Source organism: Bradyrhizobium sp. SZCCHNR1093, from assembly GCF_032381175.1.
In the GTDB taxonomy this organism is placed as follows: Bacteria; Pseudomonadota; Alphaproteobacteria; order Rhizobiales; family Xanthobacteraceae; genus Bradyrhizobium.
In genome coordinates this window covers 958,479-972,215 of record NZ_JAUHJJ010000001.1, presented here as the reverse complement: position 1 = coordinate 972,215, position 13,737 = coordinate 958,479, and the positions used below count along the sequence as shown (strand labels likewise).

General features: G+C 65.9%; 14 protein-coding genes. 4 read left to right on the top strand and 10 right to left on the bottom strand.

Annotated features, from left to right (window positions below):
- Position 1 precedes the first annotated feature (1 nt).
- Positions 2-778, top strand: a complete 777-nt coding sequence (locus QX070_RS04555; protein ID WP_315735264.1) for a class I SAM-dependent methyltransferase — start codon at positions 2-4, stop codon at positions 776-778.
- An 88-nt stretch (positions 779-866) separates the two neighbouring features.
- Here the strand turns inward: QX070_RS04555 and QX070_RS04550 are convergent, their stop codons facing one another.
- From QX070_RS04550 to QX070_RS04530, 5 genes are all read right to left on the bottom strand, one after another.
- Positions 867-1,682 carry a DUF4167 domain-containing protein gene (locus QX070_RS04550; protein WP_315735262.1) on the bottom strand — a complete coding sequence of 272 codons (816 nt, stop codon included), beginning with the start codon at positions 1,680-1,682 and terminating at the stop codon, positions 867-869.
- A gap of 561 nt (positions 1,683-2,243) precedes the next feature.
- The gene (prmC, locus tag QX070_RS04545; protein ID WP_315735260.1) at positions 2,244-3,131 is read right to left on the bottom strand and encodes a peptide chain release factor N(5)-glutamine methyltransferase; all 888 of its coding nucleotides are present in this window, start codon (positions 3,129-3,131) and stop codon (positions 2,244-2,246) included.
- A gap of 193 nt (positions 3,132-3,324) precedes the next feature.
- The gene (prfA, locus tag QX070_RS04540; protein ID WP_315735257.1) at positions 3,325-4,410 is read right to left on the bottom strand and encodes a peptide chain release factor 1; all 1,086 of its coding nucleotides are present in this window, start codon (positions 4,408-4,410) and stop codon (positions 3,325-3,327) included.
- Positions 4,411-4,470: 60 nt separating this feature from the next.
- Entirely contained in the window at positions 4,471-6,738 is a 2,268-nt protein-coding gene (ptsP, locus tag QX070_RS04535) for a phosphoenolpyruvate--protein phosphotransferase (RefSeq protein ID WP_315735256.1), read from the bottom strand.
- Positions 6,739-7,040: 302 nt separating this feature from the next.
- The gene (locus QX070_RS04530; protein WP_315735254.1) at positions 7,041-8,297 is read right to left on the bottom strand and encodes an aspartate kinase; all 1,257 of its coding nucleotides are present in this window, start codon (positions 8,295-8,297) and stop codon (positions 7,041-7,043) included.
- A gap of 164 nt (positions 8,298-8,461) precedes the next feature.
- On the opposite strand from QX070_RS04530, the gene QX070_RS04525 reads away from it, so the two are divergent.
- Positions 8,462-8,929, top strand: coding sequence for a PH domain-containing protein (locus tag QX070_RS04525; protein ID WP_315735252.1), 468 nt, complete (start codon positions 8,462-8,464; stop codon positions 8,927-8,929).
- A gap of 48 nt (positions 8,930-8,977) precedes the next feature.
- Positions 8,978-9,742, top strand: coding sequence for a bifunctional 2-polyprenyl-6-hydroxyphenol methylase/3-demethylubiquinol 3-O-methyltransferase UbiG (ubiG, locus tag QX070_RS04520; RefSeq protein WP_409999154.1), 765 nt, complete (start codon positions 8,978-8,980; stop codon positions 9,740-9,742).
- A gap of 362 nt (positions 9,743-10,104) precedes the next feature.
- On the opposite strand, the gene QX070_RS04515 is transcribed toward ubiG, so the two are convergent.
- On the bottom strand, positions 10,105-10,386 hold the full coding sequence (locus QX070_RS04515; protein ID WP_315735248.1) for a GIY-YIG nuclease family protein: 282 nt from the start codon (positions 10,384-10,386) through the stop codon (positions 10,105-10,107).
- A gap of 238 nt (positions 10,387-10,624) precedes the next feature.
- Between QX070_RS04515 and QX070_RS04510 the strand changes: the two genes are divergently transcribed.
- Complete coding sequence (locus QX070_RS04510) at positions 10,625-11,524, top strand: EamA family transporter (protein ID WP_315735246.1); 900 nt, start codon at positions 10,625-10,627, stop codon at positions 11,522-11,524.
- Here QX070_RS04510 and QX070_RS04505 read toward each other — a convergent pair whose 3' ends face one another.
- The 4 genes from QX070_RS04505 to grxC all read right to left on the bottom strand — a co-directional run bounded on the left by QX070_RS04505 (position 11,525) and on the right by grxC (position 13,733).
- On the bottom strand, positions 11,525-11,962 hold the full coding sequence (locus tag QX070_RS04505; protein WP_315735244.1) for an EamA family transporter: 438 nt from the start codon (positions 11,960-11,962) through the stop codon (positions 11,525-11,527).
- Between the two features lie 141 nt (positions 11,963-12,103).
- Entirely contained in the window at positions 12,104-12,586 is a 483-nt protein-coding gene (locus QX070_RS04500; protein WP_315735242.1) for a DUF1178 family protein, read from the bottom strand.
- Positions 12,583-13,461, bottom strand: coding sequence for a carbon-nitrogen hydrolase family protein (locus tag QX070_RS04495; RefSeq protein WP_315735240.1), 879 nt, complete (start codon positions 13,459-13,461; stop codon positions 12,583-12,585). The genes QX070_RS04500 and QX070_RS04495 overlap by 4 nt, the downstream gene beginning before the upstream one ends.
- Positions 13,458-13,733: a glutaredoxin 3 gene (gene grxC, locus QX070_RS04490; protein WP_315735238.1), complete on the bottom strand. Its 276-nt coding sequence runs from the start codon at positions 13,731-13,733 to the stop codon at positions 13,458-13,460. Before grxC ends, QX070_RS04495 begins: the two co-directional genes overlap by 4 nt.
- Positions 13,734-13,737 lie beyond the last annotated feature (4 nt).

Sequence of the window (13,737 nt, the reverse complement as noted above, 5' to 3'; positions counted from 1 at the left end):
CATGGACGTGATCGATCTGCGGAATTTCTATTCGGGTCGCCTCGGGATCGTCGCGCGGCTCTTGATCAACCGCGGCATCCGCGCGCGCTGGCCGAACGCGGCCGGGCAGCGGGTGCTCGGCATCGGCTATCCCACGCCCTATCTCGGCTTGTTCCGCGAGGATTCCGAACGCTGCATCGCCTTTATGCCGGCGGCGCAGGGGGTGCTGAAATGGCCGACGGCGCGGCCGACCCTGGCCTCGCTGGTGGACGAGTTCTCGCTGCCGCTGCCCGATGCGGCGGTCGACCGCATCCTGATCGTGCATGCGCTGGAGATGTCGGACGACCCGGCCGGGCTGCTGCGGGAGATGTGGCGGGTGCTGGCGCCGGCGGGACGCATGATCATCGTGATCCCGAACCGGCGCGGCGTCTGGACGCGGACCGACAACACGCCATTCGGCCATGGCCGGCCCTATTCCCGCTCGCAGATCACGCAGTTGCTGCGGCAGACCTGGTTCACGCCGACCGGCTGGGGCGAGGCGCTGTTCATGCCCCCGGTCGGTGGCTGGTTCCTGAAATCGGCGATGGCCTGGGAGCGCGTCGGCGCTGCGCTGTCGCTGCCGTTCGCCGGTGTCCACATCGTCGAGGCGACCAAGCAGGTCTACCGGGTGATCCCGGCGCGCCGCGAGCGCATCCGGCTGATCCCACGACTCGAACCCGTGCTGGCGCCGTCACCGTCGGCCCCAGGATCCGGTGGCTCCGGCCGCCGCGAGGTCGGTCTGCCGTCGCGTGACGGATGACACCGGGTCGCTCCCTGCGTGCCTCTCAGCGCAAAGAAAAACGGGTGGGCTCAGGGCCCACCCGTTTCGTCATGACGGAGCGAAATCGCTATTCGCCCGGATTGAGGTCCTCGCTCGGCGCCGGCGCAGCAGCGGCTGCTTCACCGCGCGGACCATGCGGACGCCGGCGGCGGCGCGGATAGCGCTCGGCAGCGCCCTCGAAGGCGGCCGGGGCATTGGCGATCTGCGGCTGCGGGCCGGTGATGAAGGACGGCAACCGATCGACCCCGCTGTCGGCGATGACGGGCTGGGGTTGCGGCTGGGGCTGGTACTGGACGGGCTGCGGACGCTCGCGGTGCTCGCGCGGCTCCCGCTCACGATGCTCACGCGGTTCACGGTGCTCCCGCGGCTCGCGGTGTTCGCGCGGCTCGCGATGCTCGCGCGGCTGCTGCTCGCGCTGATAGGGCTGGTTGTCGCCGCGCTCGCGCTGGCCGCCTTCGCGATCGCGCATGAAGGGTTGGGGTTGAGGCTGCGGCTGGGCCGGAACGAAGCCGGGCTCCTGGCCGAAATGCGAGAAGCTCTCGCCTTCATCATCGAGGTCGTCGACGGTCAGGTCATCGGCGTTGCGCGGTTGCTGCTGCGGCTGGTTCTGGCGGAACTGCTCCTGCGCGGCGGCAATCAGGCGGAAATAGTGCTCGGCGTGCTGGTAGTAGTTCTCGGCGGCAACGGGGTCACCCGAGGAGCGGGCGTCGCGGGCAAGCTGGACATATTTCTCGGCGACATGAGAGGCGGTACCGCGGATCTTGATGTCCGGTCCATTGGACTCGAACACCCTGGTCAGCGGATTCTGGCCGCGCCGGTTATTGTTGTTGTTACCGCCGCTGTTCCGGTTGCGCATCCGCTTGTTGTTCTGACCGTTTCTCATGTCCTGCCTTTATTCCAACCCTGCGTTAGGAGCACCGATTGCTGAGCACTGATAGTGAGCACTGATTGTTATCGGAATACCGAAAGCGTATTGAAATACCTTCGCCGGGCTCGGACGCCTCGTGCGCGGTCCAAATGGCCATCCGCCCCATGCCGGTTCCGACATGCCGGTTCGACCCATGCCGATGTGATCGACAGCCGATTCTCTCGACAAAAGCGCGTTCAAAACGCGTTCCCCACCCGCCAGCCCCCTGGGACCAGCGAACCACGTCATTCAGCCAGCCACGGCGAGATGCGCCACGACCGACCCAGTTTGCTTAGCGTAAGACCTCAAGTGCAAAGTCAGGCTTTCGTTCGCTTTGCAGTCGCGGGCTGCGCAGCCATCCGGCTCTCGCGCTCAGCAGATCTGCGTTCTGGAACCTATCGCCCGGCGCGGCTCTCTGGCATCTGACTGCTGCGGTGTTCCGTGAATACCGCTCGTCGTGGCCTGCGCCGGTGCTATGGGTGGAACGTAGTCGCTCCCGGGGGATATTCCAAGAGCTTTTTCTCTATCCCCCGACCTTTACCGGAGCTTTTTTAGGCCCATGACGGTTCGGGGAATACCGGCCAGATCGGCCCGGATCGTCGAGGAATCGGCCGTCAGGCCAGCCCTCACCATCAATGCAGCGACGTCGTCACTCTGGCCAAGCCCGACCTCCACGATGACAGCGCCGCCGGGCTGAAGCAGGGCCGCTGCCTGCGGGATCAGCGCGCGGTAGGCGTCGAGCCCGTCCTTGCCCCCGTCCAGTGCGCGTAGCGGATCATGAGCGCGCACCTCGGCGTCGAGCGCGCCGATCTCGGACGACGGGATGTAGGGCGGGTTCGACACGATCAGGTCGAAACCTACAGCCAGCGCTGCGGCGTAGGAGCAGGCAACGAAGCCAGCGCGGTCGGCCAATCCGAGCGCGCGCGCATTGTCCCGCGCGGTCGTCAGCGCGGCCAAGCTGATGTCGGTGCCCAGTCCAAAGGCCCACGGCAGCTCGGACAGCAGCGCCAGCAGGATCGCGCCGGAGCCCGTGCCGAGATCGGCGATGCGCAAGCGACGCTTCAGGTCGCCGCCGGCCGCGAGATGTTCCAGTGCCAGCTCGACCACGGTCTCAGTGTCCGGTCGCGGCACCAGCGTATCGGCCGACAATCGCAGGTCCAGGCCCCAGAACTCTTTGGTGCCGAGGATGCGGGCGACCGGTTCGCCGGCCAGCCGGCGCTGCATCAGCGTTTCCAGGCGCTGCGCGTCGTCATGGGAGAGCTGTCGTCTCCCGTGCATCACGAGCCCGGTGAGGTCGAGCTGCAGCGCATGGCCGATCAGCAGCCGCGCATCGAGCTCGGGCGAGTCGAGGCCCGCATCTGCAAAGCGTGCGGCCAGGGCACGGCGGGCGGCATCGATGGTCACGCCGGCGATGAGGCCGGTCATCGCGCAAGCTCCCTCCACGCGTCATCCCCGCGAACGCGGGGATCCATACGCCGTGCCGTTGCGGGACGGGCGGTCGGAGTTGCCTTCTGTGACAGCCACGAAGGCCGGTGGCTATGGGTCCCGGCGTTCGCCGGGACGACACCGTTTGTGTCGGGGCAGCGTCGCATCGCCTCCTGCAATGCGCCGGTGCGCATCACGCCGCCGCACCTTGCGCGGCGAGCTGGGCTGCCTGGTGCTCGGTCGTCAGCGCGTCGATCAGTTCGCTCAGCGCTTCGCCCGCGATCACCTGCGGCAGCTTGTAGAGCGTCAGGTTGATGCGGTGGTCGGTGACGCGCCCTTGCGGGAAATTATAGGTACGGATGCGCTCGGAGCGGTCGCCGGAGCCGACCTTCTCCTTGCGCTCGGCCGAGCGCGCCGCGTCGACCTTCTGCCGCTCGGCGTCGTAGATGCGCGAGCGCAGGATGTTCATCGCCGAGGCGCGGTTCTTGTGCTGCGAGCGGCTGTCCTGCATCATCACGACGATCCCGGTCGGGATGTGGGTGATGCGGATCGCCGATTCCGTCTTGTTGACGTGCTGGCCGCCGGCGCCTTGGGCGCGCATGGTCTCGATGCGCAGGTCGTCCGGCTTGATGTCGACATCGACCTCCTCGACCTCCGGCAGCACGGCAACCGTGGCGGCCGAGGTGTGGATGCGCCCCTGGGTCTCGGTATCGGGCACGCGCTGCACGCGGTGCACCCCGGATTCGAATTTCAGCTTGGCGAAGGCGCCGCGGCCCTGCACCTCGGCGATGATTTCCTTGTAGCCGCCGACGGTGCCTTCGGAGGCCGAGATCACCTCGACCTTCCAGCCCTGCAGGGCGGCGAAGCGCTCATACATCCGGAACAGGTCGCCGGCGAACAACGAGGCCTCGTCGCCGCCGGTGCCGGCGCGGATTTCGAGCACGACGTTGCGGTCGTCCATCGCATCCTTCGGCAGCAGCGCGACGCGGATCTGCTGCTCCAGCTCGCCGCGGCGCGCGATCAGCTCGTCGCGCTCGGCCTCGGCCATCGCGCGCATCTCGGCGTCGGTCGCGGGATCGGCGATGAGCGCCTCCGTCTCGGCGAGCTCCTTGACGCCGGCGCGATACGCCTTCACCGCGTCGATCAGCGGATTGAGCTCGGCGAGCTCACGGGTGATCTGCACGTAGCGGTCGGAATTGACCTGGCCTAGCAGCTCCGCCTCGAGCGAGGCGTGATGCGCGAGCAGGACATCCAGTTTGGCTTCGGGAAGCGACGACATGATGCAATCTGATCTAGGAGCAAACGATACGAACGGAAGACGCTTGGCGCGACGGGCCCGCTACAGCGCGAGGCCTTCGCTCTCGGCGAACTCGGTCAGCTTCTGCCGCATCGAGAAGCTGCCGGCCGGTGCGGCCAGCCATTCGGCCATCTTCGTCGCCGCCTTGCCGGCGTCGAGTTCGAGGATCATCGCCTTCACGGGGCCGTGCGCGGTGGCCGACAGCGACAGCGAGCGGTAGCCGAGCGAGATCAGCGCCAGCGCGCCGATCGGCTTGGAGGCCATCTCGCCGCACAGCGACACCGACCGCTTGGCCGCCTTGGCCTTGTGCACGATCTGCTGCAACGCCCGCAGGATCGGCGTCGACAGCGTGTCGAAGCGCTCGGAGACCTTGGCATTGCCGCGATCGACCGCGAACAGGAACTGGAACAGGTCGTTCGAGCCGACCGAGATGAAATCGACCTTCGAAAGCAGCTCGTCGAGCTGATACAGCAGCGCCGGGACCTCGAGCATGGTGCCGACGTCGACGCGCTCCGGCAGCGTGTGACCGTGCTGGCGCAAGTAAGTCAGCTCGCGCTCGACGATCGCCTTGGCCGTGTCGAACTCGGCGACTTCCGAGATCATCGGGAACATGATGCGCAGCGAGCGGCCGCCGCCGGCGCGCAGCAGCGCCCGGATCTGGCCGCGCAGCAGGCCCGGACGGTCGAGGCCGAGGCGGATCGCGCGCCAGCCGAGCGCCGGATTCTCCTCGATCACGGTCTCCATGTAGGGCAGCGCCTTGTCGCCGCCGATGTCCAAAGTGCGGAACGTGACGGGCTTGTGGCCGGCGGCGTCGAGAACCGTGCGATACAGCGCCAGCTGGTCGCTCGAGCGCGGCAGGCTGGCGGACACCATGAATTGCAGCTCGGTGCGGAACAGGCCGATGCCGGCGCTGCCGGTGTCCTCGATATGCGGCAGGTCGATGACCAGGCCCGCATTGATCATCAGCTCGATCGGCTGGCCGTCCTTGGTCACGCAGGGCTTGTTGCGCAGCTCGCCATATTGCGCCTGGCGGCGAGCGCGGAAGCGCACCCGCTCGGCATAGGCGGACTCGATCTCGGACGACGGCCGAACGTAGATCGAGCCCGACGTGCCATCGACGATGATGGCGTCGCCGGGATCGGCGATGCCCGGCGCGTTCGGCACCTCGCCGACGGCGGGAATGCCGAGCGCACGCGCCACGATCGCGACATGCGAGTTGGCAGTGCCTTCCTCGAGCACGAGGCCGCGCAGCCGCTTGCGGTCGTAGTCGAGCAGCGCCGCCGGGCCCATTGCGCGCGCGATCAGGATGGCATTGTCGGGCAGGTGCTCGCGCCGGGGCGCGTGGTCCTGGCCCACCAGTTGGCGCAGCAGCCGGTAGCCGAGGTCCTCGAGATCGTGCAGCCGCTCGCGCAAATACGGATCGGTGGAGCGCAGCATGCGGGCGCGGGTGTCGGACTGCACGCGCTCGACGGCGGCTTCCGCCGTGAGGCCGGTCGCGACCGCCTCGTGCAGCTTGTGCGACCAGCCCTGGTCGTTGGCGAACATGCGATAGGCTTCGAGCACCTCGCGGTGCTCGCCGCCATCGGCGACGTCACCGCGCTCCAGCATGCGGTCGAGGTCGGCCCGCAGCTTGAGCAGCGCGGCGTCGAGCCGCTTGATCTCCTTGGGCAGGTCCTCGGCGATGTAGTTGTTGATGACGACGCGCGGCTCGTGCAGCACGACGTGGCCGAGCGCGATGCCATCGGACAGCACGGTGCCGGTCTTGTGGATCGAGTGCCGCGCCGCCGGCTCGGCGCCGGGCTGGGCGAGCGCTGCGAGCTCGCCGGAGGCGATCATCTCGGCGAGCACCATCGCGGTGGTCTGCAGCGCCTCGACCTCTTCCTCGACATAGGTGCGCTTGGCGCGGTTCTGCACCACCAGCACGCCGAGCGTGTTGCCGGCGCGCAGGATCGGCACGCCAAGGAAGGAGTGGTAGATCTCTTCGCCGGTTTCCGGCCGATACGAGAAGGCGGGGTGGCTCTGCGCGTCGTTCAGATTGAGCGGCGTCGCCTCGCTCGCGACGAGGCCGACGAGGCCCTCATGCGCGCTCAGCACGGTCATGTGAACGGCGTCGCGGTTCAGACCTTCGGTGGCGTAGAGCTCGAGCGTGTTGTCGACGCGAAGCACATAGACCGAGCAGACCTCCGCGACCATGTTGGCCGCGATCAGCACCACGATCTTGTCGAGTCGCTCCTGTGCCGAGACCTGCTCCGCCATGGTCTCGCGAAGCCGTCTGAGCAGGACGCGGGGGCCTCCCGACGCGCTTCGCATGTGGCACAATCCCCCTTCCTGGGGCCAGCCCGGCACGCGGCCGGATCTGGCGCTAAACTCGCGGCATCGAACAGCTTTCTCGATTCGGCACTATCGCACGCTCAGAGTGCCGGCCCGAACCAGAACAACCATCACTGGAGCACAGTTTGCGGCTGCCATCCTGCGATGGCGTATAGCGAATTAGGGCTTGTTTTGCCAAGCAAAACGCCTGCCACCGCGGGCGGCGTCAACGGCTTTCGAACGACCTCCGGCCCGTCCCGCTGTCACATAACGGGACAGGTGTGGTCGCGGAGGAGGATTTTCTAGGCCTGGTCCAGTCCGTAGAGCGTGTGCAGCGTGCGGACGGCGAGCTCGGTATAGGCGGCGTCGATCAGCACCGAGAACTTGATCTCGGAGGTCGTGATCGCGCGAATGTTGATGTTGCGGGCGGCGAGCGCGGCAAATCCCTTGGCGGCGACGCCGGCATGGCTGCGCATGCCCGAGCCGATCACCGAGACCTTGGCGACGTCGGTTGCGGTATCCAAGCGCTGGTAGCCGATCTTGTCCTTGGCCGCGGTGATGGTCTCGCGCGCCCGGTTGTAGTCGGTCGCCGGCACCGTGAAGGTCAGATCGGTGGTCTTGCCATCTTCCGAGACGTTCTGGACGATCATGTCGACATTGATGTTGGCATCAGCCAGCGGTCCGAAGATCGACGCGGCAACGCCCGGCTTGTCCTCGATCTGGCGCACCGAGATCTGGGCCTCGTCCTTGGAGAAGGCGATGCCGGTCACGACGTGATTTTCCATGATTTGTTCCTCGCTGCAGATCAGCGTCCCCGGCGGCTGGTTGGCGTGCGGGTCGATATCCTCGGGCTTGTCGAATGAGGAGCGGACGAAGATCGGCATGTTGTGCACCATGCCCAGTTCCACCGAGCGGACCTGCAGCACCTTGGCGCCCTGGGACGCCAGCTCCAGCATGTCCTCGAAGGCGATCTTGTCGAGCCGCTTGGCCTTCGGCACCACCCGCGGGTCGGTGGTGTAGACGCCGTCGACGTCGGTATAGATGTCGCAGCGGTCGGCCTTGATGGCGGCCGCGATCGCCACCGCCGAAGTGTCCGAGCCGCCGCGGCCGAGCGTGGTGATTCGCCCGGTTTCGGCGTTGATGCCCTGGAAGCCGGCGATGACCGCAACTTCCTTGCGGTCGCGGAAGCGCTGGATCAGCTCGGAGCCGTCGATATCGACGATCCGCGCCGAGGCATGGGCGTCGCTGGTCTTGATCGGGATCTGCCAGCCCTGCCACGAGCGGGCCTGGATGCCCATGCTCTGCAGCACGATCGCCAGCAGGCCGGACGTGACCTGCTCGCCCGAGGCCACCACGGCGTCGTATTCGCGCGCATCATGCATCGGCGACGCCTCGGTGCACCAGGCGACCAGCTCGTTGGTCTTGCCCGACATCGCCGAGACGACCACGGCAACCTCATGACCGGCATCGACCTCGCGTTTGACGTGGCGCGCGACGTTGCGGATGCGGTCGATGTTGGCGACGGATGTGCCGCCGAATTTCAGCACGAGGCGACCCATGACGACGCGCTCATTCCCATCAGGAGGATAAGTTGACCGGCTTAGCGCGAAACCGGAGGCGCGCCAGCCGAAACGCGCGTATACATAGCGCCGCGGCTGGGGGCAAGACGGTTCCTTGTGGTGACAGGGTCAGGTTGGTGACAGGGTCAGGTGAGAGGCTTGGAATGGCGCGTTACATCGACGAAATCCTGCAACCCGGCGAGAAGGTGCTGTATTCGACCAATGCGCATTGGATGTTCTACCTGCCCGCGATCGGGGCCTGGATCGTCGTGTTTGGATTGCTCGTCCTCTCCCGCATGACCGTGAACGACAGTCTGGTCATGCTGTGCCTGGCCACCGCCGCCGTCATCGCCATTGTCGCCCTGTATTGGACGGTCCGGGCCTGGTTCCATCGCCTCACCACGGAGACGGACGTCACCAATCGTCGCGTCGTCCATAAAACCGGTTTCATCAAGCGCCGTACCTTCGAGATGGCCCTCGACAAGGTCGAGAGCGTCGACGTCAACCAGACCATCATGGGACGGGTTCTCAATTACGGCGACGTCACCATCTTGGGGGTGGGCGAGGGCAAGGAAACCATTTCGACCATCGCGGAGCCGCTGGCGTTCCGGAACGCCATCACGGCGCGTTAGCCCCGGTACGGCGCCGCAGCTTCGATCATTGAGTATTCAGCGATGACAATGCCTCAGGATTCCCGCAGCACTTCTGTTCCCTCCGGCTCGACCGTCGATCCGGCCGAGATCGCGAAGTTCTCGAAACTGTCCGAGACTTGGTGGGACCCCAAGGGGAAGATGGCGCCCCTGCACAAGATCAACCCGCTGCGCCTGACTTACATCCGCGATGCCGCCTGCCGGAAATTCGAGCGCAACGCCAAGAGCCTGAACTGCCTCTCGGGACTGCGCATGCTCGACATCGGCTGCGGCGCGGGATTGCTGTGCGAGCCGTTCACGCGGCTGGGCGCGCAGGTCGTCGGCGTCGATCCCTCGGTCAGCAACATTGCCGCTGCCAGGCTGCATGCGGAAAAGGGCCATCTGTCGATCGACTACCGCTGCACCACGATCGAGGAGATGGATCCGCGCGAGCGCTTCGACATCGTGCTGGCGATGGAGGTCGTCGAGCACGTCACCGATGTCGGTGCCTTCCTCGGCCGCTGTGCCGCCGTGCTGAAGCCGGGCGGCATGATGGTGGTCTCGACGCTGAACCGCAACTGGAAGAGCTTTGCGCTCGCCATCGTCGGTGCCGAATATGTGCTGCGCTGGCTGCCGCGCGGCACGCATGAGTGGAGCAAGTTCGTCACGCCGGACGAGCTGACGAAATACCTGCTCGACAATCGTCTGGTCATCACCGAGCAGAGCGGCGTCGTCTACAGCCCCTTCGCCGACCGCTGGAGCCTGTCGACCGACATGGACGTGAACTACATGATGGTTGCCGAGCAGATGGTGTAGCACGGCGTCGCGCTTCGGTTCGGCCGGGATGCTGCTCCACAACCGGTGTCGTCCCTGCGAACGCAGGGACCCATAACCACAGGGATTGGTTTGTGGCACGCTAGGAGATCAGGTTGCTGGCGGGCTTTCCGTGGCGCGACAGGTTCAACGTGCAGCCTGCCCCAAGACAGATCACGCGGTATGGGTCCCGGGTCTACGCCCGCTGATGCGTCGCGTCATCGGGCTTGCCCGGGACGACAGCTTTGCTCCCCCTCGCCAGCTTCATTCTCGGTTGTCGTCGGTCCAGCCAGATGCCGCTCGACCAAAGGTGTCGTCCCTGCGAACGCAGGGACCCATAACCCCAGGGAGTGGTTTGAGGCACGCTAGGAGATCAGGTTGCTGAGATCGCGCCATTCGAGGTTGTCGCGTTCGATCAGCTCGATCTTCCAGTCGCGTTTCCAGCGCTTGAGTTGCTCTTCGCGGGTGATTGCTTCTTCGGCGATATTGTAGGTCTCGATGTAGACCAGCCGAAAAACTCCGTATTTCTTCACAAAGACCGAGCCTTGGCCGTCGCGGTGCTGCTGAAGCCTTTTGTGGATCGAGTTGGTGACGCCGATATACAGCGTGCCGTGGCGACCGCTCGCCAGAATATAGACGTAGTACATTGCCGCACCATCGCTTGGATGGATTGTCCAACCTAGCTGAAGCTGGTGGTTATGGGTCCCTGCGTTCGCAGGGACGACACCGTCTTTGTGACGCGAGCTTACCACAAACTGCAGATAGTGGTTTGTCATCCCGCCGCGATCTGCAATCCTGACATGCGACTGAATTGCCGCCTGAGCTGTTGACCCGACGCCTCGCGCTGGTCACGGTGGCCGGCCTTCACAGCCGCTCCGTGCCCGCATGCTCTCCATCGCCTCGCTCTGGATTCCCTTCACGCTGGTGGCTGCGGCCGGTCAGGTCGCACGCAATGCGATGCAGCGGTCGCTGACGGCGAAGCTCGGCACCTGGGGCGCGACCAACATCCGCTTCCTGTTCGGCTTCCCGTTCTCGCTGGTGTTCCTGACCGCGGTGCTGCTGGCCACCGGCGACCACCTGCCGTGGCCGCCTTCTGTGTTCTGGCCGTGGCTGCTGCTCGGCGCGCTCAGCCAGATCATCGCCACCGGGCTGATGCTGCTGGCGATGACCGACCGCTCCTTCGTCGTTACCACGGCCTATCTGAAGACCGAAGCGATCCAGACCGCGATCTTCGGCTTCATCTTCCTCGGCGATCCGCTCTCGGTGCCGAAGGTAATCGCGATCCTGATCGCCACCATCGGCGTCGTCGTCACGGCGCTTCGGCCCGGTGGCGACAAGAGCTTTGCGGAGTTGAAGCCGACCGTGACCGGCCTCGTTGCGGCGGCGGCGTTCGCCCTGTCGGCGGTCGGCTTCCGCGGCGCCATCATCACCGTCGACGGCGTCTCCTTCGTGACCGCCGCATCGTACACGCTGGTCTGGGGCCTGTTCGTGCAAACCGCGATCCTGACCGTCTACCTGCTGGCGCGCGCGCCGGACATCCTGCGCGGAATCCTGTCGCTGTGGCGGCCGTCGATGATGGCCGGCTTCGTCGGCGCCTTCGCGTCACAATTCTGGTTCCTGGCTTTCGCGCTGACGGCGGCTGCCAACGTCCGCACGCTCGCGCTGATCGAGGTGCTGTTCGCGCAGGGCGTGTCGTACTACTCGTTCAAGCAGCCGGTTTCGCTGCGCGAGATCTGTGGCATCGTGCTGATCGTTGCCGGGGTAGCGCTGCTGATCGCAGTATAGTCAGCCCTTGATCGCGATCAGCACGGCGCCGGCCGCGATCAGGACGATGCCGATCCAGCCCTGCAGGCTCGGTCGTTCGCCGAGAAACACGACGCCGAACAAGGCGACCAGCACGACGCTGAGCTTGTCGATCGGCGCGACCAGCGTCGCGGGGCCGAGCTTCAGGGCACGGAAATAGCACAACCACGAGGCGCCGGTGCCAAGCGCCGACAGCGTCAGGAAGATCCAGCTCTTCATCGAGATCGGGCCGGGGCTCGTCAGTTGGCCCGTCGCGAATAGGATCAGGGCCAGCGTCACCAGCACGATCGCGGTGCGGATCAGCGTGGCGAGATCGGAGTTGAGACCTTCGACGCCGACCTTGGCGAAGATGGCGGTGAGGGCCGCAAACAGCGCGGAGAGAAGGGCCCAGAGCTGCCAGGACGAGGAGAGGGGGGACATGTCGTCACACCGGCGAAAGAGAGAGTGCAGGCCGAGATCTCTCCCCCGTCATTGCGAGCGAAGCGAAGCAATCCAGAATCTGTCCTCGACTCCTGGATTGCTTCGCTTCGCTCGCAATGACGAAGAGGCCTTCTCGATTGCTCAATTCCTATCGTCCGGCAGCACCGGGATCGGGGCGACCTCGATGCCTTCCTCGATCAGTTCGCGGGCCTCGTCGAGCGAGGCCTCGCCATAGATCGGCCGGTGCTCGGTCTCGCCGTAATGCATCTTGCGCGCTTCCGTCGGGAAACGCTCGCCGACGTCGTCGGCGTTCTTGACGATGTGGTCGCGCAGCTCCTTGAGCTTGGCGCGCAGCTCGCGCTCCTGCGCCATCATCAGCGCGGTCGATCCCGGCGGAATTACTTCCTGCGCTGGCGTTGGTGAGGCCGGCACTGGCACTGGAACGGCCTCGCGGCCCTTCTTGCTGACGATGCGCGGCGCCATGATCGCCTTCTCGACCTTGGTCGAGCCGCAGGTCGGGCATTCCACCAGCTTGCGCTTCACCTGCGAATCGTAGGTCGAGGAGCTCTGGAACCAGCTTTCGAACGTGTGGTCACGCTCGCAGCGCAGCGCATAGCGGATCATGCCGAGCCCCGCACCAGGTGCAGATAGTCCGGACCCGCGTTGGGGTCGGCGATGCCGAACCGGCGGCCGTGCTGCAGCGAAGGAATGGTCTGGCGCACGCTCTCGACCCGCGACGGATCGATGCGCGCCACGATCACGCCGGGCTCGACGCCGCCCTCGGCGAGAATCTCGCCCCATGGATCGATGATCAGCGAGTGGCCGAAGGTCTCGCGCTTGTTCTCGTGCAGGCCGCATTGGGCGGCGGCGAACACGAAGCAGCCGGTCTCGATGGCGCGGGCGCGCAGCAGCGTGTGCCAGTGCGCCTCGCCGGTCTTGCGCGTGAAGGCGGAGGGCACGCTGATGAACGAGGCGCCGCTCTCGGCCAGCGCACGATACAGCGCCGGGAAGCGCACGTCGTAGCAGATCGTCAGCCCCAGACGACCCCAGGGCAGATCCGAGATCACCGCCGTCTCGCCCGGCTGATAGTTGGCCGACTCGCGATAGCTCTCACCGCCCGGCAGGTCGATGTCGAACATGTGGATCTTGTCGTAGCTCGCCAGCACGTTGCCCTCGGGTCCGATCAGGAACGAGCGGTTCACGGCCTTGTCTGCCGAGAAGCGCAGCGCCAGCGATCCGATGTGCAGATGGATGCTCAGCTCCTTGGCGAGCGCCTGATAGGCTTTGAGAGAGGGATCGTCCGCCTCGCTCTTGAGCTGCTCGAACAGCGCCGTCCGGTTGAGCTGCATCATGTTGCTCACTTCCGGCGTCTGGACGTACTCCGCGCCCTGCGCGACCGCTTCCCGGATCAGCCTGGTGCCCTGCTCGAGGCTCGGCTCGGGCAGGAGCGAGGTGCGCATCTGCACCATGGCGGCGGTAAAGCTGCGGTCGTTGCTCATGATGTCGCCTTGTCTCCCGCCAGCATGGCGTCGAGTCTGCCCTCGCGATCGAGCGCATAGAGATCGTCGCAGCCGCCGACATGGGTGTGGCCGATGAAGATCTGCGGAAAGGTCGAGCCCGGGCCGACACGATCATACATCTTCTGCCGGATCGTCGGATCCTTGCCCGCGTCATGCTCGGTGAAGGGAACGTTCTTGCGGGTCAGAAGCGATTTGGCGGCCGTGCAGTAGCCGCACCCCGGACGGGTATAGATTTCGATCGCAGCGGTCATGTCG